A 25,496-nucleotide genomic window follows, 5' to 3' on the forward strand; every position below is an offset into this window, starting at 1 on the left:
GGATCGCACCCGCCTTCGTAGAATGCCGCCGATGAGCACGAACGCCGCCACGGACCCCATGATCGGTCGCATGATCGACCAGCGGTACCGCGTGCGCTCGCGCATCGCTCGCGGGGGCATGGCGACCGTGTACCTGGCGACCGACGTCCGGCTCGAACGCCGCGTGGCGATCAAGATCATGCACGGCCACCTGGCCGACGACCAGGCCTTCCGGGAGCGCTTCATCCAGGAGGCACGCTCCGCAGCGCGGCTGTCCCACCCGAACCTGGTCGGCGTCTACGACCAGGGCGCCGAGGACGACACCGCCTACATCGTCATGGAGTACATCCCCGGCATCACGCTGCGGGACCTCCTGCAGGAGCACCACGCCCTGACGCCCGAGCAGGCCACCGACATCCTCCGTGCCGTGCTGGCCGGACTGGCCTCGGCGCACCGGGCCGGCATCGTGCACCGCGACCTCAAGCCCGAGAACGTGCTCCTCGCCGACGACGGCCGCATCAAGCTCGGCGACTTCGGCCTGGCCCGCGCCGCCTCGCAGAACACCGCCACCGGCGCAGCGCTCCTCGGCACCATCGCGTACCTGTCCCCCGAGCTCGTCACCCGCGGCGCCGCCGACTCCCGCAGCGACGTCTACGCGGTCGGCATCATGCTCTACGAGATGCTCACCGGCGAGCAGCCCTACAAGGGCGAACAGCCGATGCAGATCGCCTACCAGCACGCGAACGACACCGTCCCCGCCCCGAGCATCGTCACGCCGGGCGTCCCCTCGGAGCTCGACGACCTGGTCACCTGGGCGACGTCCCGCGACCCCGACGACCGCCCGCGCGACGCCCGCGAGATGCTCGAGCACATCAACGGCAACCAGCAGCGCGCCACCGGGCAGTACCGCACGGCCGTCCTGCGCCCGGAGAACGCCACCGCGATCCTGCCGGCCGGCGCTCCTGACCCCGACCGAGCCCGCGACGCGACCGACGCCACCACCGTGCTCGAGCCCCGACGCACCGGCGGAGCAACGACGTCCGGCGACCGCGGGCGCAACCAGCCGGGGCCTCGTCGCACCGGTCAGACGTCCGGGGCGCTCTCCCCCGCCAGCCAGCGCCTCGCCGACAAGGCCACCAAGCGCCGGAAGCGCGGCTGGATCGCGCTCGTGGTCGTCCTCGTCCTGGCCCTCGCTGCCGCCGGCGTCGGCTGGTGGTTCGGCCCCGGCCCGGGCGGGAACGTCCGGATCCCCCAGGTCGCCGGCAAGTCCGTGTCCCAGGCCCGGCAGATGCTCGAGGCCGAGGGACTCCGTGCAGCCGACCGCACCGGTGCCCGCTTCGACACCGTCGTCGCGAAGGGCCGCGTGTCCGCCACCGCCCCGGCCGCAGCGCGCGTGGTGCAGAAGGGCACCGCGATCCAGATCCTGGTGTCGAACGGGCCGAAGATGATCGCCCTCCCCGCCATCGTCGGCCAGTCGGTCTCGACGGCCCAGGCAGCCCTCGACGACGACTTCGACCTGCAGGACCCGCAGTACCAGTTCTCGGCCGACGTGCCGAAGGACACCGTCATCGCCGCGACCGGCCGTGGCACCGGCGGCACCACCATCGACCTGTCCTCCGTGCCCGAGTACGGCGAACGCGGCCCCGTCACGCTCACCGTGTCACTCGGAGCCGTCCCCGACGTCACGGGCAAGACCGTGGGCCAGGCGCAGGCCGCACTCGAGGCCGTCGGCCTCACCCTGGGCACGCAGGACTCCCGGTACAGCGACGACGTCCCCACCGGACAGGTCCTGTCCGCCACGGCGCACGACGACCCCGCCGTCAAGGGCACGGCCGTCGACGTCGTCGTGTCGAAGGGCCCGACGCCGATCACGCTGCCGAAGGTCGAGGGCTCGACCATCAACGAGGCCACGTCGACGCTCGAAGCCCTCGGCCTGAAGGTCTCCTACCCCGACTGCACGAACGTGCTCTGCAGCTTCTACGACTGGAAGGCCAACCTGCCGGTCAAGTCGACCGATCCGGCCCCGGGCACCACGGTCTACAAGGGCGACACGATCGCCCTGTCCTACCCGCAGTAGCCGCTGCGTCGGCAGCGGCGCGCGGTGGGCGCGACCACCGACAGGACGGGAGGCCCGGTGCCAGCTGGCACCGGGCCTCCCGTCTGCGACCTGGTCGCGACTAGCGCGGCGGGTACGGGTGCGCGCCGAGCTCCTCGGCCACCAGGAACGCCAGTTCCAGCGACTGCATGTGGTTGAGGCGCGGGTCGCAGAGCGACTCGTAGCGGGTGGCGAGGGTGGCCTCGTCGATCTGCTCGGAGCCACCGAGGCACTCGGTGACGTCGTCGCCCGTGAGCTCGACGTGCATGCCGCCCGGGTAGGTGCCGGCCTCGCGGTGGACCTCGAAGAAGCCGAGGACCTCGTCCACGACGTCGTCGAAGCGACGGGTCTTGTAGCCCGTCGGCGTGGTCAGGCCGTTGCCGTGCATGGGGTCCGTGACCCAGAGCGGGTTGGCCTCCATGCCCTTGATGGCCTGCAGGAGCTTGGGCAGCTCGTTCCGGATCTTGCCGGCGCCCATGCGCGTGATGAACGTCAGGCGCCCCGGCTCGCGGTTCGGGTCGAGCTTGTCGATGAGGGCTTCCATGTCGGACACGCTCGTCGTCGGGCCGAGCTTGACGCCGATCGGGTTGCGGACGCGCGACAGGAAGTCCACGTGGGCGCCATCGAGGTCGCGGGTGCGCTCCCCGATCCAGATGAAGTGCCCCGAGGTGTCGTAGGCGAGCCCCGAGCGGGAGTCGATCCGGGTCATCGGGCGCTCGTAGTCCATGAGCAGGCCCTCGTGCGAGGCGAAGAACTCGACGTGCTTGAGCTGCTCGAAGTCGGCACCGCAGGCGTCCATGAAGCGGATCGCGCGGTCGATCTCCTGCGCGAGGTGCTCGTACCGGGCGTTCGCGGGGTTCGACGCGAAGCCCTTGTTCCACGAGTGCACCTGGCGCAGGTCGGCGAACCCGCCCTGCGTGAACGCGCGGACCAGGTTCAGCGTCGAGGCCGCCGTGTGGTAGCCCTGCACCAGGCGGCGCGGGTCGGCCTGCCGGCTCTCGGGGGTGAAGTCGTAGCCGTTGACGATGTCGCCGCGGTAGGCCGGCAGCGTGACGTCGCCGCGGGTCTCGAGGTCGCTCGACCGGGGCTTGGCGAACTGCCCGGCCATGCGGCCCATCTTGATGACCGGCATCGAGGCGCCGTACGTCAGCACGACGGCCATCTGCAGGATCGTCTTGACGCGGTCGCGGATCGAGTCGGCCGTGGCGCCGGCGAAGGTCTCAGCGCAGTCACCGCCCTGCAGCAGGAAGGCCCTGCCCTGCGCGGCGGCGGCGAGGCGGTCGCGGAGCTGGTCGACCTCTCCCGCGAAGACGAGGGGCGGCAGCGTCGCGATCTCCGCCGAGGCGGCCTCGGCGGCGGCCTGGTCGGGCCACGTCGGCTGCTGCTTGATGGGGAGGGTCCGCCAGTGGTCGAGGCCCTCGATGACGTCCGGATCCTGCAGGGCGACGAAGTCGGTCGACTCGGACAAGGCGGTACCTCTGGGTTCTCGTGGGTGGCGCTCCCGACGGTGCTGCCGGGACCGTCTGAGCCTACCGTCCGGCCGTGCCCCGTCGCTCGCGCTTGGCGGTTGCCCGCACGACCTGTGCGCGGGCGGAGCTCGCGCGCTCCTTGACGCTCGTCGCGTACACGTCCTCGTACTCCTGGCGGCTCAGACCGGCGAGCTCGTGCATGACCTCGTCGGTGACGCTGCGCAGGATGAAGCGGTCGGTCTCGAAGCCCTGGAAGCGGGAGAAGTCGAGCGGCTTGCCGAACACGACGCCGACGCGCTTGAACTTGGGGAACCGCTGGCCGATCTGCTGCACTTCCCTGGTGCCGACCATCGCGACGGGGATGACGAGCACGCGGCCCTCGAGGATCATCCGCGCGATGCCGGTCCGGCCGCGGTACAGCTTGCCGTCAGGGCTGCGGGTGCCCTCGGGGTAGATGCCGAGCTGTTCACCCCGCGCCAGGACCTGCAGGCCCGTGCGGAGCGAGGCCTCGGAGGCCTTGCCGCCGGACCGGTCGATGGGGAGCTGGCCGATGGCGTTGAAGAACGTCTTCGTCGCCCAGCCCTTGAGCCCGCGACCGGTGAAGTAGTCGCTCTTCGCCAGGAAGGACATGCGCCGGTCGAGCACCGCGGGCAGGATCACCGAGTCGATGAACGAGACGTGGTTCGACGCGAAGATGACCGGCCCCGAGCTCGGCACGTGCTCGCGCCCGACGACCCACGGCCGGAACAGGGTCAGGATCAGCGGACCGAGCAGGAAGTTCTTGAGCAACCAGTAGAGCATCATCGACTCCGGGTCGGGGACGGCGGACGGCGGTGCTAGGCGGTGCGGGCGTGGATGCGCGCGAGGTCCGCGGCACCGACCACGCCGGCGTCGTTGACGAGCTCGGCGATCACGAACTCGGGCTCGGGGTGGTAGCCGCGGGCGGGCAGGTTGTTCAGGTAGGCCTGGCGGATCGGCTCGAGGAGGCGCTCCCCCGCGCTCGCGACGCCGCCGCCGAAGACGAACAGCTGCGGGTCGAGCACGGCGGAGAGCGACGCGCACGCTTCGCCGAGGTGGCGACCGAGACGCCGCAGTGCCGCCAGGGCCCCTGGGTCGTCGGCCAGGATGAGCTCGCCCACGACGGCACCGTCGAGGTGGCCGCCGTTGTCGTCACGAGCCTGTGCCAGCGCGACGCCGATGCCGCCGGCGTCTGCCACGTCGTTCGCCATGCGCTGCAGGGCGCGGCCGGAGCCGTACTGCTCGATGCATCCGCGGGCACCGCACCCGCACGGCAGACCGTTCGGGACGATGCGCAGGTGGCCGATCTCGCCGCCGGTGCCGAAGCCCCCGCGGAAGAGCCGGTCCTCGGTCACGATGGCGCCGCCGACGCCGGTGCCGATCGTCAGCATGGTCATGTCGGACACGAGCCGACCCGCACCGAAGCGGAACTCGGCCCACCCGGCGGCGTTGGCGTCGTTGTCGACGGTGATGTGCAGGTCGCCGAGCCGCTGCTGCAGCTTCTGGCGCAGGGGTTCGTTCCGCCATCTGATGTTCGGCGTGTAGTAGACGATCGACTGCGAGGCGTCGATGAAGCCCGGGGCGGCGACGCCGACGGCTCCCACCTGGTGCTGCGCGCTCAGGCGCTGGACCATCGTGACGACGTCGTCCAGCATTGCGTCCGGGTCCGCAGCGTTCGTGGCCACACGGTCCTCGGCGATGATCTCGCCCAGCTCCGTGACGACCGCTCCCGCGATCTTGGTGCCCCCGATGTCGATTCCGATGGCCTGCACGAGTGACGAGCCTACCCGTTCGGTGCGTACTCATCGAACGCGCGAGGTCGGCCCCTATGCTGGAAGGGAGTCGTCAACGTGAGACGCACTCGCCATCGAACCGGTCGACAAAGGAGTTGCCGTGAACGATCAGCGACCCGTAGAGGGGTCTCCGACACAGGACCACGCGTCCGGTCCCGCCGCGCCGGACCACGGTTCCGCGGCGCGACTGCTCGCCGACCGGGCGCATCGCACGCCCGACCGGCCGATCCTGGCCGAACGCCACGGGGACACGTGGACGACCATCCGCGCGGACGACGTCCTGCGCCGGGTCCGCGGGATCGCCAAGGGGTTCGTCGCCGCCGGCCTCGAGCCCGGCGCGCACGTGGCGATCCTCTGCAGGACCCGGATGGAGTGGACGCTCGTCGACTTCGCGATCTGGACCGCCGGGCTGGTGTCCGTACCGGTCTACGAGACGAGCTCGCCCGACCAGGTCCGGCACATCCTCGGTGACTCGGAGTCGGTCGCGATCGTCGTCGAGCAGGAGGAACACGCCAGGCGCGTCGCCGGCATCGCGCCCGACCTGCCGCACCTCGGCCAGCACTGGACCATCGACGGCGGCGGGCTCGACGACCTGACCCGGCTCGGCGAGGACGTCACCGACGACGACCTCGACGCCAGGACCGCGACCGTCCACGGCCACGACGACGCCACGATCATCTACACGTCGGGCACGACCGGTCGGCCGAAGGGCTGCGTGCTCCGGCACGACAACTTCACAGCGACGGTGGAGGGCTCGACCCAGGCCATGTCCGAGATCGTCGCGGGTGACGCCTCGACGCTGCTCTTCATCCCGCTGGCCCACGTGTTCGCGCGGTTCATCGCCGTGATGAGCATCTCCGCCGGCACGCTCGTCGGGCACGAGCCCGACACGAAGGACCTCATGCGGGCGGTGTCGACCTTCCAGCCGACGTTCCTGCTCGCCGTGCCGCGGGTCTTCGAGAAGATCTACAACTCGGCCGAGCAGAAGGCCGACCTCGCCGGGCGGGGTCGCGTGTTCCGGGCAGCAGCCGCCACCGCGGTCGCACACTCGGAGGCCGTGGCTGCTGGTCGGGTCCCGCTCGGACTGGCACTGCGCTTCCGGCTGTTCGACCGGCTCGTGTACGCCAAGCTCCGCAACGCCATCGGCGGTCGGGTCAGGTACGCGATCAGCGGGTCGGCGCCGCTCTCCCCCCGGCTGTCGCACTTCTTCCGCTCCATCGGCGTCCTGATCCTCGAGGGCTACGGCCTCACCGAGACCACGGCCCCCGCGACCGTGAACCGCGCCGACGAGCTCCGCATCGGCTCCGTGGGCCGCGCACTCCCCGGCGTCGAGATCCGCATCGCCGACGACCAGGAGATCCTGATCCGCGGCGTGGACGTCTTCGACCGGTACTGGCAGAACGCCGAGGCGACGGAACATGCCTTCGTCGACGGGTGGTTCCGCACGGGCGACCTCGGCCACCTGGACGGCGACGGCGTGCTCACGGTGACGGGCCGCGCGAAGGAGCTCATCGTGACGGCGAGCGGCAAGAACGTCGCCCCCGCCCCGCTCGAGGACGGCATCCGCGAACACCCCCTGGTGGGGCAGGTCGTGGTGGTCGGCGAGGGCAAGCCCTTCATCGCGGCCCTCGTCACGCTCGACCGCGACATGCTGCCCGGCTGGTGCGAGTCCCGGGGCATCGCGCCGGTGCTCTCCGCGCGCGAGGCCGCCCACGACGAGCGCGTGCTCCACGCGGTGCAGGAGGCCGTCGACACCGCCAACCGGCGGGTGTCGCGGGCCGAGTCGGTGCGGTCGTTCACGGTGATCGACACCGACCTCACCGAGGCCTCCGGGCACCTCACGCCGAAGCTGACGATCAAGCGGTCGGTGGTGCTGCGGGACTTCGCCGCGGACGTCGAGCACATCTACTCGGGGTCGAAGGTCCAGACCACGGCGGTGCCGGTGGTCGAGGGACGCAAGCGACGGTGACGCGGTGTCACTGACGACCCGTCGGTGACGCACTGGAGGCCCGGTGCCGGTCCGTGGGACCGGCACCGGGCCTCCTGTCTGGTGCCGTCGTGCGCTGTGGTGCTGTCGGCCGGGTGACCGTGCCGGGGGCGTCGTCGCCGCCGGTGGCCACGGGGCCGGTCAGACCGGGCCGGTCAGACCGTGGCCGGTTCCTGGGCCTGTTCCGGTTCGAGGACGGCCGTGGCTGCGGTCGTCGCCGGGGCCGGCTCCGGTCGTCGGTTGGTGCGGGTGCGGTGCGAGCTGAGCTCGTCGGTTCGGAGAGTCATCGTGCGTCCTGGAGGTGGGAGACCATGTCGGCGGGAGGACCGACGGGGAAACCGTACCCCCTCGTCAGGACATGACGACAATCCCGCGTCCGGGTGTCACCAGGACGGGGTCCGACGACTCACCGGACCGTGACGGTCCGGCACCCGAGCAGCGGGTTCGTCGTGCCGGCGCCGACGTTGATGCCGTACGCGCAGACCTTGTGCGCACCGCGGGTCAGGCTCACCGTCCGGCTGTACCCGGAGTTCAGCGGGGCGCTCGGGTACGCGGCGCGGACGTCGGAGCGACGCAGGCTCGTCGCGACACGCCCCAGGCTCTTCGACCCGGACGTCTGGTCGTAGAAGGCCACCGCGAGCGGGGCAGTCGTGTCGCGGTCGAACGCCCAGCCCTTCAGCGTCGCGCCACCGGCCACGGCGGTCGCGGAGTCGAGCCGACCGGACGGGTCGTGCGAGGTGTCCGCGGCGACCGCGACGGACCGGCACGCGCCGAGGAGCGGGTTCGTCGTCCCCGGGCCCTGGTTGAGGCCGTACGCACAGATCTTGTGGGTGCCCTTGCTCAGCGGCACGGTCAGGGACCACCCGCTGTTCGCCGGGGCGCCCGGGCGCTGGCGCTGCACGTCAGGGCGAGCGATGGACGTGGTGACCGTGCCGATCGAGCGCGAGCCCGAGGTCTGGTCGTAGACGCGCACCTGCGTCCCCGCGGTGGCGTCGGGGTCGTAGGCCCACCCGGTGATCTTCACCGCGCCCGCGGTGCCGGCGGCGCTGTCGAGGCGGCCGACCGGGTCGTGCGACGTGTCCGTCCGCATCACGACCGGAGCGTTCGCGTACGACGTGGCGGTGCTGCCGTCCGGGTGGCGGAGGGTGACCTGCACGTTGTACTTGCCGGCCGGCAGGCTGTTGAGACGGAACGGCACGGTGTTCACGCCCTTGGCGACGGCGACACCCGCGGCGATCCTGCTGTACCCGGCGCTGCCGGGAGCTCCGGTGCCGACCGAGACGTCCGCCGTGGTGCCCTGCACCCAGGCGTTGTCGTGGAAGGTCACGTTCGTCGCGCCCGTGGCGGTCGGGTCGGCCCGCAGGTGCACGGAGCGCAGGTGCCAGGTCGGCTGGCCCGGGTCCTCGTTCGGGTCGAAGCGCAGCCCGGTGATCGTGCGGCCGGCCCACCCGGCCTTGGGCGCGAGCGCGTCCTCGTCGAGCGGGTTCGACGCCGTCAGGTCGAGCGAGACCTCGGACTGGTTGCCGGTGGAGTAGGTCGGGACGTCGTTGCCGATCTGCGGCGTGCCGGTGCCCGAGACGTTCCAGATCACGCGTGCCAGCTTGCCGCCGCCCGCAGACCCGGACAGGTTGAAGGGCCCGTCGTACTGCATGTCGAACTGCAGGTAGTGGTAGGTGTTGCCGGCGAAGCTGGACACCGGCAGCAGCACCTTCGGGTCGTTCTGCTCGGGTCCGGCGTTCCGGGCGGTGATGCCCCGCGCGTCCCGGGTGAGCAGCTGGGCGTTCGCGTACCGGACCTTGGCCGTCGCCCCCGCCGAGGCGAAGTTCCACGGCTGCCCGGACTGAGCGGCCGCCAGGTCCTGGCCCTGCGACTGGTTCGGCGAGTCCACGACCACCTGCGGACGCGGGGTCACCGTGTACCCGTTGTACGTGCCGGCGGGCATGCCCGCGTGCGGGTGCTGGGCGTCCGGCGCGGCGTGCAGCCGGACCCAGTCGATCGCGGCGGTCTTGCCGTTGCCCTCGTTCGACGCCAGGACGACCGGGTCGATGCGGAAGACGACCTTGTTCGCGCTCCGCCACGGGACCTTGGCGAGCAGGTTCGACTGCGCCGTCAGGTCGAAGTCGTACACGTGCGGCCCCTGCACGATCGGGAAGGTGAAGCCACCGCCGCAGGCCGCCGTCTGCTCGCGGCAGTTGAACCAGTAGACCGCGCCGATGTGCTTCGACAGCGGCTGGTCCATCGAGAAGGTCAGCCGCGTGTACTTCGCGGTGTCGACCGGCTGCCGGGCACCGTCACGACCGAACGGCAGGCTGCCGGAGATGGAGTGCACCAGGAACAGGCGGTTGTCCTTCGCGAGCGACACCTTGAGCGCGCCGCCACCGACCGTGGCCGAGGTGTTCGAGAAGTCGGTGTTGAAGTCCGACGAGTTGCTGTAGTCCCAGGCGTCGCCGTACACGTCGGACGCGTAGTCGGCAGCCTCGGACTCGGTCGTGGCCGCGTTCGCCGGAGCCGGTGGCGTCAGTGCCACCAGTCCGACCGTCGCGGCCACGGCGGCCATCGTCACGGTGGCGGCGACACGGAGTCCCCTGCGCTGTCGTTCCATGGAGTTCCCCTGATCATCTCGCAGTCACGGCGAGCCTGATCGTCTCGCAGCGCCGCGTCGAACGTACGTGGTCGGAGAACGCCGTCCACACCCCCATGACGGGGGTCAGGACGTCGGGAACGCGTTCCGGTGGTTGTTCCGGAGCATACGACCGGCGTCGGCGCAGGGGAACGGGCAGTGCGCTCCGCGGCGGTCCAGGGTCAGTGGAACCAGTCCTGCGCGCGGACGTCGCGGAGTGCCTGGCGGCGGGTCTCCGGCTCGAGGGTCATCACGTAGACGGTGCCGTCGAGGTGGTCGGTCTCGTGTTGGAGCGCCTCGGCCATCAGCCCGGTGCCCTCGACCTCGACCGGGTTGCCGTCGACGTCGACCCCGCGCACCTTGGCGTACGGGTACCGCTTGGTCGGGTAGGCGAGCCCGGGGACGGAGAGGCAGCCCTCGTCCATGAACTCGGGCTCTCCCGAGACCTCGACGAGCTCCGGGTTCAGGACGTAGCCGACCTCGCCGTCGACGTTGTAGGAGAACGCCCGCAGGCCGACACCGATCTGCGGCGCGGCCACACCGGCGCGGCCGGGCTCCTTGACGGTGTCGATGAGGTCCTGCACGAGTTCGCGGACGCCGTCGGCGCCGATGCGCACCGGGTCCGAGGGCGAACGGAGGACGGGGTCGCCGAACAGGCGGATGGGACGGACGGTCACGTTACTGCAGCACCACCAGGAGGTCGCCGGCGTCCACCTGCTGGGTCACCGGGATCGCGAGACGGCCGACGGTGCCCGCCACGGGCGCCGTGATGGCCGCTTCCATCTTCATCGCCTCGATGCTCGCGACGGCCTGACCGACCGTCACGACGTCACCGACGGCGACCTTGAGCGTCACGACGCCGGAGAACGGCGCCGCGACCTGCTTCGGGTCGGTCCGGTCCGCCTGCTCGGCGGCCTTCGTCTCGACCTGGATCGAGCGGTCGCGGACGTACACCGGACGGAGCTGGCCGTTCAGCGTGGCCATGACCGTGCGGATCCCGCGCTCGTCGGCCTCGCCGATGGCCTCGAGCCCGACGTGCAGGTCGACGCCCTTGCCGAGGGACACGACGTGCTCCTCGCCGGGGCGGAGCCCGTAGAGGTAGTCGACCGTGGCGACGACGGACAGGTCGCCGTACTCGTCGCGCACCTGCTGGAACTGCCGCGTGGGCTGCTCGAACAGCAGGCGGTTGAGGGCACTGCGGCGCTCGGGCCCCGGGGTGTCCAGGTGCGCGCGCTCGTGCTCGGGCACCGGCGTGATCTCGAGCGAGACCGTCCGGCCCGCCAGCACCTTCGTGCGGAACGGCTCGGGCCAGCCGCCCGGCAGCTCCCCGAGCTCACCGGCCATGAACCCGATAACCGAGTCCGGGATGTCGTACTTGTGCGGGTTCTGCTCGAAGTCGACGGGGTCGGCGTCGACCGCCGCGAGCTGCAGCGCGAGGTCGCCGACGACCTTGGAGGACGGCGTCACCTTGGTCGGACGCCCGAGGATCCGGTTCGCCTCGGCGTACCAGTCCTCGACCTGCTCGAACCGGTCGCCGAGGCCCAGGGAGATGGCCTGCTGGCGGAGGTTCGAGAGCTGGCCGCCGGGGATCTCGTGCTTGTAGACGCGCCCGGTCGGCCCCGCGAGCCCGGACTCGAACGGTGCGTACGCCCGCCGGACGGCCTCCCAATACGGCTCGAGGTCGCCGACGGCGTCGAGCGAGATCCCGGTGTCGCGGTCGGTGTGCGCCAGGGCCGCGACGAGTGCCGACATGCTCGGCTGGCTGGTCGTGCCGGCCATCGGCGCCGCGGCGACGTCGACGGCGTCCGCACCGGCGCGGGCCGCGGCGAGGAGCGTCGCGAGCTGTCCACCGGCGGTGTCGTGGGTGTGCACGTGGACCGGCTGGTCGAAGCGCTCCCGCAGTGCGCCGACGAGCTTCTCGGCGGCGCTCGCACGGAGGAGCCCGGCCATGTCCTTGATGCCGATGACGTGCGCACCGGCCTCGACCATCTGCTCGGCGAGCCGGAGGTAGTAGTCGAGCGTGTAGAGGTCCTCCGCCGGGTCCAGCAGGTCGCCGGAGTAGCAGAGCGCGGCCTCGGCGACGGCCGTGTCGGTGGCGAGCACGGCCTCCAGGGCGGGTCGGAGGGCGCGGACGTCGTTCAGCGCGTCGAAGACCCGGAACACGTCGACCCCGGTGGCGGCCGCCTCGGCGACGAACGCGTCGGTGACCTCGGTCGGGTACGGGGTGTAGCCGACCGTGTTCCGGCCGCGCAGCAGCATCTGGATCGGGATGTTCGGCATCGCCTCGCGCAGCGAGGCCAGGCGCTCCCAGGGGTCCTCGCCGAGGAACCGGAGCGCGACGTCGTAGGTCGCCCCGCCCCAGGCCTCGGCGCTCAGCAGCTGCGGCGTGAGCCGCGCGACGTACGGCGCGACCGCGACCAGGTCCTTGCTGCGGACGCGTGTGGCGAGGAGGGACTGGTGCGCGTCGCGCATCGTGGTCTCGGTGACCGCCAGCGCGGTCTGCGCACGGAGCGCCTTCGCCCACTCGGCCGGACCGAGCAGCAGCAGGCGGTCCCGCTGGCCCTCCGGCACCGGCGCGGACAGGTCGATGCCCGTCGGGAGCTTGGCAGCTGGGTCCACGACGTGCGCCGCGGGCGTGCCGTTCGGCTTGTTCACCGTGACGTCGGCCAGCCAGTTCAGGACCTTCGTGCCGCGGTCCTTCGACACGTGACCGCCGAGCAGCTGCGGACGCTCGCCGATGAAGGCCGTGGAGACGTCGCCGCGGGCGAAGTCGGGGTCCTCGAGCACGGCCTGCAGGAACGGGATGTTCGTGCTGACGCCGCGGATGCGGAACTCGGCGAGTGCGCGACGCGCGCGGGCGACGGCGCTCGGGAAGTCCCGGCCGCGGCACGTCATCTTCGCGAGCATCGAGTCGAAGTGCGGGCTGATCTGCGCGCCGGTGGCGACCGTGCCGCCGTCGAGTCGGACACCGGCACCGCCGGGGCTGCGGTACGTGGTGATGCGCCCCGTGTCCGGACGGAAGCCCTGGGTCGGGTCCTCGGTCGTGATGCGGGTCTGCAGCGCGGCGCCGTGAACCACGACGGTGTCCTGGGACAGGCCGAGGTCGGCGAGCGTCTCCCCCGCCGCGATCCGCATCTGCGACTGCACGAGGTCGACGTCGGTGACCTCTTCGGTGACGGTGTGCTCGACCTGGATGCGCGGGTTCATCTCGATGAAGACGTGCTGTCCGGCACGCTCGCCCACGGTGTCGAGGAGGAACTCGACCGTGCCGGCGTTCACGTAGCCGATCGACCGCGCGAAGGCCACGGCGTCGCGGTGCAGGGCCGCTGCGATCGCAGGATCGAGGTTCGGCGCCGGGGCGATCTCGACGACCTTCTGGTTGCGGCGCTGCACGGAGCAGTCCCGCTCGAAGAGGTGGATGGTGCCGGCGTCCGTGCCGGTGGCGTCGGCCAGGATCTGGACCTCGATGTGCCGCGGCCGGAGCACGGCCTGCTCGAGGAACATCGTCGGGTCGCCGAAGGCGCTGTCGGCCTCGCGCATCGCCTCTTCGAGCGCGGGTCGCAGCTCGTCCGGCGTCTCGACGCGCCGCATGCCACGACCGCCACCGCCGGCGACGGCCTTCGCGAAGACCGGGAAGCCTACGGCCGCTGCCCCCGCGACGAGCTCGTCGACGTCGCGGCTGGCCGGCGTGCTCGCGAGCACCGGGACGCCCGCGGCGATCGCGTGCTCCTTCGCGGTGACCTTGTTGCCCGCCATCTCGAGCACGTGCTGCCCAGGACCGATGAACGTGATGCCGGCAGCTGCGGCGGCCGCGGCCAGGTCGGGGTTCTCGGAGAGGAAGCCGTACCCGGGGTAGATCGCGTCGGCGCCGGACTCGCGGGCGACCCGCACGATCTCGGCCACGTCGAGGTACGCCCGGACCGGGTGGCCCCGCTCCCCGATCAGGTAGGCCTCGTCGGCCTTGAGGCGGTGCAGCGAGTTGCGGTCCTCGTACGGGTAGACAGCGACTGTGCGGGCACCGAGTTCGTACGCCGCGCGGAAGGCACGGATCGCGATCTCGCCACGGTTGGCGACCAGGATCTTGCGGAACACGCGGGCCCTTTCAGCGCTGGGTCAGGTGGGACAACCCTACTGGCGGTAACGTTGCTCAACGTGCATGTACTCAGCGTGAGCTCTCTCAAGGGCGGTGTCGGCAAGACGACGGTCACACTCGGTCTGACCTCCGCCGCGTTCGCCAAGGGTCTGCGAACGCTGGTGGTGGACCTGGACCCGCAGTCGGACGTCTCCACCGGCCTCGACATCAACATCGCCGGCCACCTCAACGTGGCCGACGTCCTCGAGAACCCGAAGGAGAAGATCGTCCGCCAGGCCATCGCGCCGTCCGGCTGGACGAAGGGCTCCCAGGGCAAGATCGACGTCATGGTCGGGTCCCCCTCGGCCATCAACTTCGACGGGCCACACCCGTCGATCCGCGACATCTGGAAGCTCGAGGAAGCGCTCGCCAACGTCGAGCAGGACTACGAGCTCGTCCTCATCGACTGCGCGCCCTCGCTCAACGCCCTGACCCGCACCGCGTGGGCAGCGTCCGACCGCGTCACCGTGGTCACCGAGCCCGGCCTGTTCTCCGTGGCCGCTGCCGACCGGGCCCTCCGCGCGATCGAGGAGATCCGCCGCGGACTCTCCCCGCGCCTGCAGCCCCTCGGCATCATCGTGAACCGCGCCCGGGTCCAGTCGCTCGAGCACCAGTTCCGCATCAAGGAGCTCCGCGACATGTTCGGGCCGCTCGTGCTCTCCCCGCAGCTGCCCGAGCGCACCTCGCTGCAGCAGGCCCAGGGTGCCGCGAAGCCCCTGCACGTGTGGCCCGGCGAGTCCGCGCAGGAGATGGCCCGCAACTTCGACCAGCTGCTCGAGCGGATCATGCGCACGGGCAAGATCGGTCCGTACGCCGACGGCAGCCCCGTCTGACGCTGACGCCCTGACGACGCACCCCGGGTCACCGACCCGGGGTGCGTCCGTGTCTGGGGCGCGCGTCGTCCTGGGGTGCGGTGCGTCCTGTTCCGGTGAGATCGCACTTCGTGTCGGGTCGGCGCCGCACGAGGCGACATGGAGTGCGACCTCACCACCGCAACCGCCGGGAGGCTCGGGTCACGCCCGGCGGATCGCGTCCAGCCCGTCCGGTGGTCGGGGCGCCCGGCGTCGACCGGTCACGACTCCCCGCTCACGTCCGGCGGGCGGTCACCAAGCGTCGGCTCGACGCCGCCGCAGCGACGGTTCCCGACCACTCGGCTATGTGCGCGCGGGGTGTCGCGACCGTTCGGCACCGCGTCGGGGCGCGTTCGGCACCGCGTCGGGCCGCGTTCGGAACCGGTGAGATCGCACTTCGTGTCGGGTCCGCGCCGTCGCGTTGCGTTGAGATCGCACTTCGTGTCGGGTCGGCGCCGCACGAGGCGACACGGAGTGCGACCTCACGGCCGTCTCGTCGCGACCTCGCAGCCGGGAGGCTCGGCCCACGCCCGGCGCAGCGCGCCCAGCCCGGCCGGTGGTCGGGCCGCCCGGGGTCGACCGGTCACGACTCCCCGCTCACGTCTGGCGAACGGTCACGAAGCGTCGGCTCGACGCCGCCGCGGCGACGGTTCTCGGCCGCTCGGCGACGTGCACGCGGGGTGTCGCGACCGTTCGGCCCCGCGTCGGGGCGCGTTCGGCACCGGTGAGATCGCACTTCGCGTCGGGTCCGCGCCGGACGAGGCGACACGAAGTGCGATCTCAGCGCCAGGGGCCGGGGCCGGGCGAGCGGAGCGGGAGGCGCGGGTCAGGAGGCGCGGGAGGCGCGCCGTGCGGCGAGCTCGTCGGAGGGGTCGGCTGCCGGCGTCGCGTCGAGCTCGACGAGGGAGGACTCCACCTCGCGCAGCACCTTGCCGACCGCGATGCCGAAGACGCCCTGCCCGCGGGACACCAGGTCGATGACCTCGTCGTCCGAGGTGCACAGGTACACCGAGGCGCCGTCGGACATCAGCGTCGTCTGGGCGAGGTCGGAGACGCCGGACTCGCGGAGCTGGTTGACGGCCGTGCGGATCTGCTGGAGCGAGATGCCGGTGTCGAGCAGGCGCTTCACGAGCTTGAGCACGAGGATGTCGCGGAAGCCGTAGAGGCGCTGCGAACCCGACCCGGCGGCACCGCGGATGGTGGGCTGCACGAGTTCGGTTCGCGCCCAGTAGTCGAGCTGGCGGTAGCTGATGCCGGCGGCCTTCGCGGCGACGGTGCCCCGGTAGCCGTTCTGTTCGTCGTGCTCGGGGAGTCCGTCGGTGAACAGCAGCCCGAGGTCGTACCGCGTCGTGTCAGACGGGGTACCGGGGGTGTCGTTCCCACTCATTGGACTGCCTTCCACGACGATCGAGCCCTCACCCGAAGGTTCAACGACGGGTTGAGAGTTGTTCCGAGGTCCACGGTAGCGACTCCGACCGGTCCGACGCGGGACATCCGACTCGGCGCGTCCGGCGTGTCGAGGATACGCCCGTGCACCGACGGTCCACCAGCACCGCTCACGCGTCCATCCGCCCGATCGCGGCGCGGATGAGGTTCGAGCGGATGACCTCCAGGTGCCCGGCGATCTCTCGTGCGAGCTCGGCGGCCTTGGCCCTGGACGTGGCGTCACCGCGACGCGAGACGGGCATCAGCGCGGACTCGATGAGCCCGACCTCACGCTCCGCGGTGCTGCGGAAGGTCCGGAGGTGTCGTGGCTCGATGCCGGCGCGCTGGAGTTCGACGAGGGCCTTGAGCACGACGACCGAGTCCTCGCCGAAGGTGTCCGTCGCGGGCAGGAGCGATGCGGACACGGCATCGGCGACGAGCATCGGGGACGCCTGGGCGGCACGGACGAGGTCGTCCCGCGTGTAGCGCTTCTCGCGGCCGAGGATGGAGGGCCTGGGACCGTCGCCACCGCCGGGGAGCGCGGGCTGGCGGCCGGCGTCGAGGTCGGCCAGGTACTCCTTGATGACCTTCAGCGGCAGGTAGTGGTCACGCTGCAGACCGAGCACCACGCGGAGCCGGTCGACATCGGCCGGCGAGAACTTCCGGTAGCCACTGGCGGTGCGGACGGGCGTGACGAGCTCGCGTTCCTCGAGGAAGCGGAGCTTGGAGCTCGACAGGTCGGGGAACTCCGGCTTGAGCCGGGCGAGGACCTGTCCGATCGTCAGCAGGTCCGCGGCCGGCGAACCCGACCGCACTGCGGCCGAGCGCGCGGCCACTACGCGTTCGCCAGGCGCGCCAGGTCGACCCGGGACGCGTAGAACGTCAGACGGAACTTGCCGACCTGCACCTCGGCGCCGTCGGTGAGCGGTGCCTCGTCGATGCGTTCGCCGTCGAAGTAGGTGCCGTTCAACGAGCCGTTGTCCTTGACGGTGAACGACGTGCCGTTCCGGAGGAACTGGGCGTGCTTCCGGGAGACGGTGACGTCGTCCAGGAAGATGTCGGCGTCGGGGTGTCGGCCGGTGGTGGTGACGTCGGAGTCGAGCAGGAAGCGCGCTCCGACGTTCGGGCCGCGGCGGACGACGAGCAACGCCGAACCGGACGGCAACGCGGTGATGGCGTCACGTTCTTCGGGTGAGACACCGGACTCGGGCGTCAGGGACGCGCCGAACTCCATGCTGAAGGTCAGCGTCGTGTCGACCAGCCGCTGCTCCGGGGCTTGCTGTCCCTCTGGCTGCGGGACCACTGGATCTGGCATCGGTGGACCTCCTCCTCTTGGCAGTCAAGCGTATCGGAAACGAGCGGCCCGTCGAGAGCCCCGTGGACGAGTGACACGACCTGTCCGCGGCGAGCGGACAGCTCGGTGCACCTCAGCGGGACCGGGCGAGCAGCCAGAGCAGGTAGGGCGCGCCGACGACACCCGTCACGACGCCGACCGGCAGCGTGGTGCCGGGCAGGGCGAACTGGGCGACGAGGTCGCTCGCGAGGACGATCACGGCGCCCACCGCTGCAGCTGGTCCGAGCGCCACACGTCCACCCCCGACGAGCCGTCGGGCGATCGGCGCAGCCATCAGCGCGACGAACGACACGGGCCCGGCGGTGGCCACGGCCGCGGCGGTCAGGCAGACCGCCGTCAGGAGCAGGAGCACCTTCGCCCGGTCCGGCCGGAGCCCGAGCGACGCCGCGACCTCGTCCCCGAGCGTCAGGACGCCCAGCCGCGGCGACTGCACGAGCGCAGCGACCACGAGCACCACGAACGCGACCGCCAGCACGCCGACGATGCCCGGGTCCACGGCGTTCAGGCTGCCGGAGAGCCAGAGCAGCGCCGTGCCCGCCTGCTGGACGGTGCCGCTCGTGAGCATCCACCCGGAGACGCTGACGGACATCGCCGAGACGCCGATCCCGACGAGGACCACCCGGTTACCGGTGATGCCCCGACGCCAGGCGAGCCCGGCGATGAGCACCGAGACGACGACCGCCCCGACGAGCACGGTCCAGAAGAGCCCCAGGCCCGAGACGCCGAACAGCACGATGGCGGTCAGGCCGGCGGCACTCGCGCCCGAGGTGATGCCGATCACGTCGGGACTCGCGATGGGGTTCCGGACGACGCTCTGCACGATGCCACCCGCGACGCCGAGGCTCGCCCCCACGAGGAGCGCCGCCGCCACCCGGGGCCCGCGCAGCTGTCCGATGACGAAGTCCGACACGGTGTCGCCGTGGCCGACGAGCGCCGCGACGACCTGTCCGGGGGCGAGCGGGATGTCGCCGACGCCGAGCCCCACGAGGACGAGTCCGACGAGCACGGCCACGACGATGCCGAGCACGACGAGTTCGCGGCGCACACCGGTCACCCGACGGCGTGTGGGACGTGCCGTCGTCGTCACAGTCCCCGCACCGCCTTCGAGCGGACGAGCGCGATGAACACGGGTGCCCCGATGAGCGCGGTCACGATCCCGACCTGCAGCTCCCCCGGGTACGCGACGACCCGGCCGATGACGTCGGCGACCAGCAGCAGGGCGGGTGCGACGATCGCGGACAGGAGGATCGTCCACCGGTGGTCGGGTCCGCTCAGCCGCCGCACGGCGTGCGGCACGGCGAGTCCGATGAACGCGACCGGACCGGCCGCGGCGACCGCCGACCCGGCAAGCAGCACGGTGACGAGGCCGCCGACCGAGCGGACGAGCACCACGCGCTGCCCCAGCGACGCCGCCAGCTCGTCCCCGAGGGCGAGGGTGTTCAGGGACCGCCCGAGGGCGAACGCGATGCCGAGCCCGACGAGCACCGGGACCGTTATCGCGCCAGCCGCTCCGAGGTCCTTGCCCGCGAGCGCTCCGACCTGCCAGAACCGCAGCTGGTCGAGGAGGCTCTGGCTCGTCACGAGCACCGCTGTCGTGACCGACGCGAGGGCTGCCGCGACGACCGCTCCGGAGAGCGCCAGGCCGACCGGGGTGAGACCGCGCCGTGCGACCGAGGCGATGCCGTAGACGAGGAGCGCTGCCAGAGCCGCCCCGACGAACGCGAAGGGCAGGTAGGCCGCGGTGCCGCTGATGCCGAAGAGCGCGATCCCGGCGACGACCGCCAGCGCCGCCCCGGAGTTGATGCCGAGCACGCTGGGGTCGGCGAGCGGGTTGCGCGTGACGCCCTGCATGACGGCGCCGGCGACACCGAGCGCCGCCCCGGCGAGCAGGCCCACGACCGTGCGCGGCACCCGGTTGCCGAGCACGATCAGGCCGATCTCGTCGTCGCGCCCGGGGTGTGTGACGGCGTCGACCACCGCCGCGAGCGGGATCGGCCGCGACCCGAACGCGATGCTCAGCGCCACCGCCACGAGGAGCACGACGACCGCCAGCACGGTCGCGCCGACGAGTCGTGGCACGGAACTGGGCGCGGGTGGGGCAGGGGACGGAGGGCGCATGGGAGGTGAGGCAACCCTAACCCGATGAGCTCCCTCGGCGATCGCCGAGCGAGTCATGAGCGCACGCAGTGCCCGTTCATAGGTTCTCCATGGGGAACGGGCCTGTACTCGGTTCATCGACACCCGACCGGGGAGTCGAGAGCGACCGGAGAGCACCGATGAACGAGAACCAGAACCCCGACGCCGAACCGGGCACCACGCCGATCGACGCGCAGGCCGGCGCACCCCGCGCCTCGTGGGACGCACCGCACGCCGACCGGTCGACGCTCCGCCCCGCCTACGCCTTCGACGGCTCGGGCCCGTACCTCTACGCCCCGGACGGCTCCGGCCCCTACGCCTACACGCAGGACGGCCACGGCCCCTACCTCATCGGCAGCCCGGCCCTCGCCGGCACGGCCTCCTGGTCGCACGCGGCGCAGCACGGCACACCGTACGGCGCCGCACACCCCGCCGACGCGACCGGCTGGAGCGGTGCCTTCGGGGCCCGTCCCGGCACCGCGAAGCGTCGTCGCCTCGGACTGGTGATCGGCTCCGGTGTCGCGGCCCTCGCGATCGTCGGGGCAGCGGGCGGCACCGCGCTCGGGCTCTCCTCGCATGGCACACGGACCACGTCGAGCCAGTCGCAGGGCTCCACGACCCTGCCGGGTGGCGGCACCGGCACGGGCGGCACGGGCGGCAGCGGCACGAACGGCTTCACCGTGCCGGGCGACGGAACGGGCAGCGGCACGGGCAACGGCACCGGCACCGGCACCGACGGCGGCACGGGCAGCAGTGACGGCAGCGGATCGAGCACCGGCACCCAGTCCCCCGCCACGGCCGCGACGGCCGCCCAGAAGCGGGGCGTCGTCACGATCAACACGATCCTGAACTACGACGCCGCCTCGCAGGCCGCCGGCACCGGCATGGTCCTGACGTCCGACGGCACGATCCTGACGAACAACCACGTCATCCAGGGCGCGACGAGCATCAGCGTCACCGACGAGACCACCGGCAAGGAGTACGACGCCGAGGTCGTGGGCGCCGACGCCACGAACGACGTCGCGGTCCTCAAGCTCAAGGACGCCTCCGGACTGTCCACGGTGACGCTCGACGACGACGGGGGCGCGAAGACCGGCGACGCCGTCACCGACGTCGGCAACGCGGAGGGCACCGGCAACCTGGTCGCCGCCGCGGGCACCGTCACCGCGACGGACCAGGACATCCAGGTGCAGAGCGAGTCCGGCACCGGCACCGAGTCCCTGACCGGGCTCATCCAGGTCGCCGCGGACATCGTCTCGGGCGACTCGGGCGGTCCGGTCCTCGACAGCGAGGGCGAAGTCGTCGGCATGGCGACCGCCGCATCGTCCGGCAGCTCGGACGTCACCGGGTTCGCGATCCCGATCGCCACGGCGAAGTCGATCGCCCAGAAGATCCTGTCGGGCGACGCCTCGGGCACGATCACGATCGGCCTGCCGGCGTTCCTCGGGGTGCAGGTGAGCGGGACGGCCACCACGGGTGGCGTCGCCGTCGCAGGCACCGTCGACGGCTCCGGTGCCGCCGCGGCCGGGCTGGCCGCCGGGGACACGATCACCTCGGTCGACGGCACCGCCGTGACGAGCTCCGCCGAGCTGACGAAGGTCATCCAGTCGAAGTCGGTGGGTGACAAGGTGTCGGTCGCCTACACCGACACCACCGGCGCGGCGAGCACCGTCACCGTGACGCTGACCGCCGGCCCCGCAGCCTAGGAAGGCAGGAACGCCCGCACGACGCTCCGGTACACGGCTTGTGTCTCAGCCCGGCGACTCCGCGTTCCTGAGGAACGCCCGGACGACCGATCGGTACACGTTGGCCGGCGACTCCGCACCGAACGCGGAGGCGCCGGCCTCCGTGCGTCCGACGCGTGCGAAGCCGATGCCCTCCGCGTGCACGAGGGTCACCGGGGTCGGCTTCCCAGGTCGCCGGAGGTACGACACCGTCCACGGCGCCGCCCAGAAGCGCGCCAGCCGCGGGTCCGCCTCCGCGACGGCACCCGGCAGCTCGGGCGCGTCGTCCCCACCGGCGAGCCGTCGGTCGAGCAGGTCCGCACGGAGCGACCTCGTGCGGAACGGGAAGGTCCATGTCGGACGCACGCCGAGCCTCCCGGCCGCCAGCGCCACCACGCGCTGCGGCGTGAGCCGCGTGAGGACCGCGCCCGTGTCGTCCGGTGCGTCGACGACGGTGCGGGACCAGGCCTGGAGGCTCGCCACGCGCCCGTCAGGTCGGTGCTGTTCCAGCACGGTCGGCTGGGTCTCCGCTGCCCACGGCTCGAGGAGTGCCTGCGTGCTCGCCGGGAGCGTGCCGAAGCGTCCGACCAGGCCGGCGTCGACGAGTTCGCGGCCGCCGGGGGTGCGGAGGAGCGTCGGGTTCCACCGTTTCCCGGCGAGGCCCTGGAGGGTGGCGAGGGCCTCCGGGGTGACTCGGGGGCCGCTGACCTCGGTCGGGGCGAGGGGTGACGGCAGGGACTCGAGGTCACGGGTGGCGCCGGTGCTGACCGGGCCGACGGCGCGGACGGAGTCGAGGACGGCGAACACGAGGTCGTCGGTGTCGGCGAGGCGGGCGAGGGGTCGTTCGACCGTCACGTCGACGCGGTGACGGCCGGTGACGAAGAGCAGGTGCGCGCCGATGATGTCGCCGGGGCCGTCGTCCTCCTCGGCGCTGGCGTCGGGTCGGACGTACTCGACCAGGCGCGCCGGCGCCCCGACCGAGGTCCAGACGTCGCAGCCGACCAGGAGCAGGCCGTCGACGGAGCCGGGCAGGCGGTCGAGCAGCGAGGCGTTCTCGTCGCCGATGGAGCGGTCGCTCGGGCGGGAGCGCACGGTGACGACGACGTCGTCGCCCACCACGCGGAGGTCTGCCTGCGCCGTGTCCGCGCGCTGCCAGGAGTCGGGGCGGCGGAGGACGACGCGTGCGGTGCGGTCCTCGGTGCCGAGCGGGACGGGGACGGCCATGGTCGCAAGGCTACGACGGGGCAGGGGCCCGGACGCGGGCGGCTCGCCGTGCGGGGGTCAGCGCGAGCGGGGTGGTGGTGGCGGGGGGACGCGCTTGGCGGCGACGACGTCCTCGAGCGCGACCTCGACGAGGCCCCGGCGGGTGTCCACCGTGACGGAGTCCGCCGTCCGTGCGACCAGGTCCCCGAGGGCGTCGCGCGCTCCCCCGGCCTCGTGCGCCCGGACGACGACCCGCTCCCCGAGCTCGGCGTCACGCAGCAGCCCGAGCGCCAGTGCCCGCGCGATGCCCGCCTGCTCGTCCGTGCCCACCCGGGAAGCGTACGGGCTGCCGCACGGCCCACCGGTCGGCATCGAGGGAGCGCACGCAGGCGACCACGGGGGCGGGCACGCGGGCGGCGCGCCTAGGCTGGTGGCATGGACAAGGCCCGGGTGGACAGCTGGATCTGGGCGGTCCGGATCACCAAGACCCGGTCCGCCGCGACGACCGCGTGCAAGGCCGGGCACGTGAAGGTGAACGGCGAGCGGGCGAAGCCCTCGCAGCCGGTGGGCCCGGGGGACGAGGTCCGCGTGCGGCAGGCCGGCTTCGACCGCATCGTGGTCGTGAAGAGCCTGATCCTCAAGCGCGTCGGCGCGACCGAGGCGGCGAAGCACCTCGACGACCTGACCCCTGCCAGGCTGCCGAAGGAGGAAGCGGGCTTCGTCCCGATGCGCGAACGCGGCGCCGGACGCCCGAGCAAGCGGGAACGCCGCGACCTCGAGAAGCTCCGCGGCTACTAGCCGGGACGACCGGGCCAGCAGGCCCGGACGAGCCCAGGCCGAGCACGGACCCGCTCAGACGAACCGGACGGTCTGCTGCAACCGGTCGCGGACGTCGAACACGTCGACGGTGCCCTCGGGCGACCAGATGCCGTTCAGCACCTGCCCGAGCGCACTGCGCCGCACGAGGAACGCCGTGGGCTTCCGCTGCGGACCGACGAGCTGCACGTCGGTGTCGACCGCCGAGTCCGGCACGACCATGATCCGCCCGGTGAACCGCACGCGCGTCTGCTTCTGCACGGCGAGGGCGGCGCGGACGAGCTCCTTGACAGGACGCTCCCCCGGCTCGAGCGTCTCGCCGACGACCTCGCCGTGCTCGACGCGGACGGGTCCGCCCCAGTCGATGGACTCGAGCGCCCACAGCCCGCTCGGCATGAGCACGGCGTGGTCGAGTTTGCCCTCGCTGCCGGCGTCGAGGTCGTGCCAGACCGTCACGCCGATGCCCATGTCAGCCACGAGCGCCGCGGTCGACTCCTCGGCGAGGGCCTCCCCGAGCAGTCGGCGGATGGACCGGGGCGCGCTCCGGATGAGCGACGGGTCGTAGGGGTCCTCGATGGGGTCGCCGAGTCCGACCCACTCGCGCTCGGCGGCCAGGAAGACCTCGCGCGACCGACCGCCGGGGTGTCCGTGGGACCGGGCCCGTGGGCGGGAGTCGCGGCGTGCTGCGGGCGGTGCGTAGGCGTCGCGACCCGACCCGGGCCTCCCGGCTGACGCCGACCACGCGGACGAGCCGGACGGCGCGGACGAGGGCCGGGACCCACCGGCGTCGTAGGCGCGACGCGCCGCCGGTGTGCCGACGCGCTCCCACGCGACCTGGACCTGCCGGAACCGCACGGCGTCGCCGCCGAGGTCGGGGTGGGTCTCGCGGGCTGCGCGCCGGTAGGCGCGGCGCAGTTCCTCGTCGTCGGCCGTCGCGGCGACGCCGAGGACTTCGTAGGGGGTGGCGTCGGCCGGGCTGTCCGTCATGGCTCGCGGTACGTTACCGGAGCGAGCGCGAGCACCAGCCGTGTGCGCGCTGAACGGCGGCCGGGAGGCTCGCGGGGCGTCGTGCGCGCCGCGAGCGGTCCGTCAGGTGGTGCGGTTCACGCCACCGCGGCGGCGATCGCGTCGCGGTGGTCCTCGAGGTAGGCGACGTCGGCGCGGTACAGGTCGGCGTGCCCGTGCTGCAGGTCGCTGATGAACTTCGGGTTGCCGGCGGCGGCCTCGGTCTCCATGAGGGTCACGAGGGAGACGAGCGAGGACACCATGGTCTCGGTGAGCCGGCTCCTGGACACGTCGTCGAGGCCGTACGCGCGGCAGAACTCGGCGGCGCGGGCCAGGCGGACCTCGAGCGTCGGGGCCGTCCTGCCCTCGTCGAGCCCGGTGGTGAACGGCGCGAACCGGTAGACCGCGCTGGCGACGTCCCAGACCCGGGGGCCGGGGTGCGCGGTGTCGAAGTCGATCAGGCCGACGGCCGCGATGCCGTCGTACACGCAGTTGTACGGGGCGAAGTCACCGTGCACGACGGTCTCGACGGGTGCCCGGTGCGCCTGCGACCAGACGTCGACGGTGTCGTCGAGCGGGAAGCTCGCCGCGGCGTCGTGGTAGTGCCGGAGCATCCGGGCGCTGGTGACGAGGGCCGCCTCGCTGGCGACGTCCTCGGTCCACGGGTACTCGCCGGCGACGCCGGGCACGAACGTGACAGTCTCGAGGGCGTCCCCGAGGGCGATGGGCTCCGGTGCCGCGACGAACCCCTGCTCGTGCAGGTGGGCGAGGAGCCGGTGGACGGTGGGCGTCCAGGGGCCGGCCGGCCGGTGGACCCGGTCGTCGGCCTTCGTGATGCGCTCCATGGGCGTCTCCTGTCGCGGTCGTCTCCGTTGACGTGCCTTCGTCG

21 protein-coding genes are annotated in these 25,496 nt (G+C 72.3%); 5 read left to right on the forward strand and 16 right to left on the reverse strand.

Features of this window, described 5'->3' with window-relative positions; translation table 11 throughout:
- The first annotated feature begins 31 nt into the window (after positions 1-31).
- Positions 32-2,056, forward strand: coding sequence for a Stk1 family PASTA domain-containing Ser/Thr kinase (gene pknB / locus ITJ54_RS04405; RefSeq protein WP_194626044.1), 2,025 nt, complete (start codon positions 32-34; stop codon positions 2,054-2,056).
- 100 nt (positions 2,057-2,156) lie between these two features.
- On the opposite strand, the gene ITJ54_RS04410 is transcribed toward pknB, so the two are convergent.
- The 3 genes from ITJ54_RS04410 to ITJ54_RS04420 all read right to left on the reverse strand — a co-directional run bounded on the left by ITJ54_RS04410 (position 2,157) and on the right by ITJ54_RS04420 (position 5,333).
- The gene (locus tag ITJ54_RS04410) at positions 2,157-3,542 is read right to left on the reverse strand and encodes a class II 3-deoxy-7-phosphoheptulonate synthase (protein ID WP_194626045.1); all 1,386 of its coding nucleotides are present in this window, start codon (positions 3,540-3,542) and stop codon (positions 2,157-2,159) included.
- Positions 3,543-3,603: 61 nt separating this feature from the next.
- On the reverse strand, positions 3,604-4,344 hold the full coding sequence (locus ITJ54_RS04415) for a lysophospholipid acyltransferase family protein (RefSeq protein WP_071276533.1): 741 nt from the start codon (positions 4,342-4,344) through the stop codon (positions 3,604-3,606).
- Between the two features lie 35 nt (positions 4,345-4,379).
- On the reverse strand, positions 4,380-5,333 hold the full coding sequence (locus ITJ54_RS04420) for an ROK family protein (protein ID WP_194626046.1): 954 nt from the start codon (positions 5,331-5,333) through the stop codon (positions 4,380-4,382).
- A 121-nt stretch (positions 5,334-5,454) separates the two neighbouring features.
- Here ITJ54_RS04420 and ITJ54_RS04425 point away from each other — a divergent pair, with 121 nt between their 5' ends.
- The gene (locus ITJ54_RS04425; RefSeq protein WP_194626047.1) at positions 5,455-7,323 is read left to right on the forward strand and encodes an AMP-dependent synthetase/ligase; all 1,869 of its coding nucleotides are present in this window, start codon (positions 5,455-5,457) and stop codon (positions 7,321-7,323) included.
- 173 nt (positions 7,324-7,496) lie between these two features.
- Here ITJ54_RS04425 and ITJ54_RS18070 read toward each other — a convergent pair whose 3' ends face one another.
- The 4 genes from ITJ54_RS18070 to ITJ54_RS04440 all read right to left on the reverse strand — a co-directional run bounded on the left by ITJ54_RS18070 (position 7,497) and on the right by ITJ54_RS04440 (position 14,053).
- Positions 7,497-7,628, reverse strand: coding sequence for a hypothetical protein (locus tag ITJ54_RS18070; protein ID WP_267237973.1), 132 nt, complete (start codon positions 7,626-7,628; stop codon positions 7,497-7,499).
- Between the two features lie 119 nt (positions 7,629-7,747).
- Complete coding sequence (locus ITJ54_RS04430) at positions 7,748-9,943, reverse strand: hypothetical protein (RefSeq protein WP_194626048.1); 2,196 nt, start codon at positions 9,941-9,943, stop codon at positions 7,748-7,750.
- Positions 9,944-10,143: 200 nt separating this feature from the next.
- Positions 10,144-10,638 carry a peptide deformylase gene (gene def, locus ITJ54_RS04435; RefSeq protein ID WP_194626049.1) on the reverse strand — a complete coding sequence of 165 codons (495 nt, stop codon included), beginning with the start codon at positions 10,636-10,638 and terminating at the stop codon, positions 10,144-10,146.
- Between the two features lies 1 nt (position 10,639).
- A complete protein-coding gene (locus ITJ54_RS04440) occupies positions 10,640-14,053 on the reverse strand; it encodes a pyruvate carboxylase (protein ID WP_194626050.1) in 3,414 nt (1,137 codons plus the stop codon).
- Positions 14,054-14,113: 60 nt separating this feature from the next.
- On the opposite strand from ITJ54_RS04440, the gene ITJ54_RS04445 reads away from it, so the two are divergent.
- Complete coding sequence (locus tag ITJ54_RS04445; protein ID WP_194626051.1) at positions 14,114-14,926, forward strand: ParA family protein; 813 nt, start codon at positions 14,114-14,116, stop codon at positions 14,924-14,926.
- Between the two features lie 844 nt (positions 14,927-15,770).
- Here ITJ54_RS04445 and ITJ54_RS04450 read toward each other — a convergent pair.
- The 5 genes from ITJ54_RS04450 to ITJ54_RS04470 all read right to left on the reverse strand — a co-directional run bounded on the left by ITJ54_RS04450 (position 15,771) and on the right by ITJ54_RS04470 (position 19,802).
- The gene (locus tag ITJ54_RS04450; protein WP_071276143.1) at positions 15,771-16,331 is read right to left on the reverse strand and encodes a MerR family transcriptional regulator; all 561 of its coding nucleotides are present in this window, start codon (positions 16,329-16,331) and stop codon (positions 15,771-15,773) included.
- Positions 16,332-16,500: 169 nt separating this feature from the next.
- The gene (locus tag ITJ54_RS04455) at positions 16,501-17,205 is read right to left on the reverse strand and encodes a MerR family transcriptional regulator (RefSeq protein ID WP_194626052.1); all 705 of its coding nucleotides are present in this window, start codon (positions 17,203-17,205) and stop codon (positions 16,501-16,503) included.
- Positions 17,205-17,684 (reverse strand): FHA domain-containing protein, encoded by a 480-nt coding sequence (locus tag ITJ54_RS04460; RefSeq protein ID WP_194626053.1) that lies wholly within the window; start codon positions 17,682-17,684, stop codon positions 17,205-17,207. Before ITJ54_RS04460 ends, ITJ54_RS04455 begins: the two co-directional genes overlap by 1 nt.
- A gap of 112 nt (positions 17,685-17,796) precedes the next feature.
- Positions 17,797-18,768 carry a FecCD family ABC transporter permease gene (locus ITJ54_RS04465; protein WP_323741590.1) on the reverse strand — a complete coding sequence of 324 codons (972 nt, stop codon included), beginning with the start codon at positions 18,766-18,768 and terminating at the stop codon, positions 17,797-17,799.
- A 38-nt stretch (positions 18,769-18,806) separates the two neighbouring features.
- Positions 18,807-19,802 (reverse strand): FecCD family ABC transporter permease, encoded by a 996-nt coding sequence (locus ITJ54_RS04470; protein ID WP_323741591.1) that lies wholly within the window; start codon positions 19,800-19,802, stop codon positions 18,807-18,809.
- A gap of 197 nt (positions 19,803-19,999) precedes the next feature.
- Between ITJ54_RS04470 and ITJ54_RS04475 the strand changes: the two genes are divergently transcribed.
- Complete coding sequence (locus ITJ54_RS04475) at positions 20,000-21,565, forward strand: S1C family serine protease (RefSeq protein ID WP_194626056.1); 1,566 nt, start codon at positions 20,000-20,002, stop codon at positions 21,563-21,565.
- Between the two features lie 45 nt (positions 21,566-21,610).
- On the opposite strand, the gene ITJ54_RS04480 is transcribed toward ITJ54_RS04475, so the two are convergent.
- Both ITJ54_RS04480 and ITJ54_RS04485 read right to left on the reverse strand, forming a co-directional pair.
- Positions 21,611-22,807: a hypothetical protein gene (locus tag ITJ54_RS04480; protein WP_194626057.1), complete on the reverse strand. Its 1,197-nt coding sequence runs from the start codon at positions 22,805-22,807 to the stop codon at positions 21,611-21,613.
- A 57-nt stretch (positions 22,808-22,864) separates the two neighbouring features.
- Positions 22,865-23,116 (reverse strand): hypothetical protein, encoded by a 252-nt coding sequence (locus ITJ54_RS04485; RefSeq protein ID WP_323741592.1) that lies wholly within the window; start codon positions 23,114-23,116, stop codon positions 22,865-22,867.
- A 105-nt stretch (positions 23,117-23,221) separates the two neighbouring features.
- Here ITJ54_RS04485 and ITJ54_RS04490 point away from each other — a divergent pair, with 105 nt between their 5' ends.
- Positions 23,222-23,584, forward strand: a complete 363-nt coding sequence (locus tag ITJ54_RS04490) for an RNA-binding S4 domain-containing protein (RefSeq protein ID WP_071276153.1) — start codon at positions 23,222-23,224, stop codon at positions 23,582-23,584.
- A gap of 54 nt (positions 23,585-23,638) precedes the next feature.
- Here the strand turns inward: ITJ54_RS04490 and ITJ54_RS04495 are convergent, their stop codons facing one another.
- Both ITJ54_RS04495 and ITJ54_RS04500 read right to left on the reverse strand, forming a co-directional pair.
- Positions 23,639-24,589: a J domain-containing protein gene (locus ITJ54_RS04495; protein ID WP_194626058.1), complete on the reverse strand. Its 951-nt coding sequence runs from the start codon at positions 24,587-24,589 to the stop codon at positions 23,639-23,641.
- Between the two features lie 116 nt (positions 24,590-24,705).
- The gene (locus ITJ54_RS04500) at positions 24,706-25,452 is read right to left on the reverse strand and encodes an aminoglycoside phosphotransferase family protein (protein ID WP_194626059.1); all 747 of its coding nucleotides are present in this window, start codon (positions 25,450-25,452) and stop codon (positions 24,706-24,708) included.
- Positions 25,453-25,496: the final 44 nt, after the last annotated feature.

The organism is Curtobacterium sp. VKM Ac-2865 (assembly GCF_015350905.1).
In the GTDB taxonomy this organism is placed as follows: domain Bacteria; phylum Actinomycetota; class Actinomycetes; order Actinomycetales; family Microbacteriaceae; genus Curtobacterium.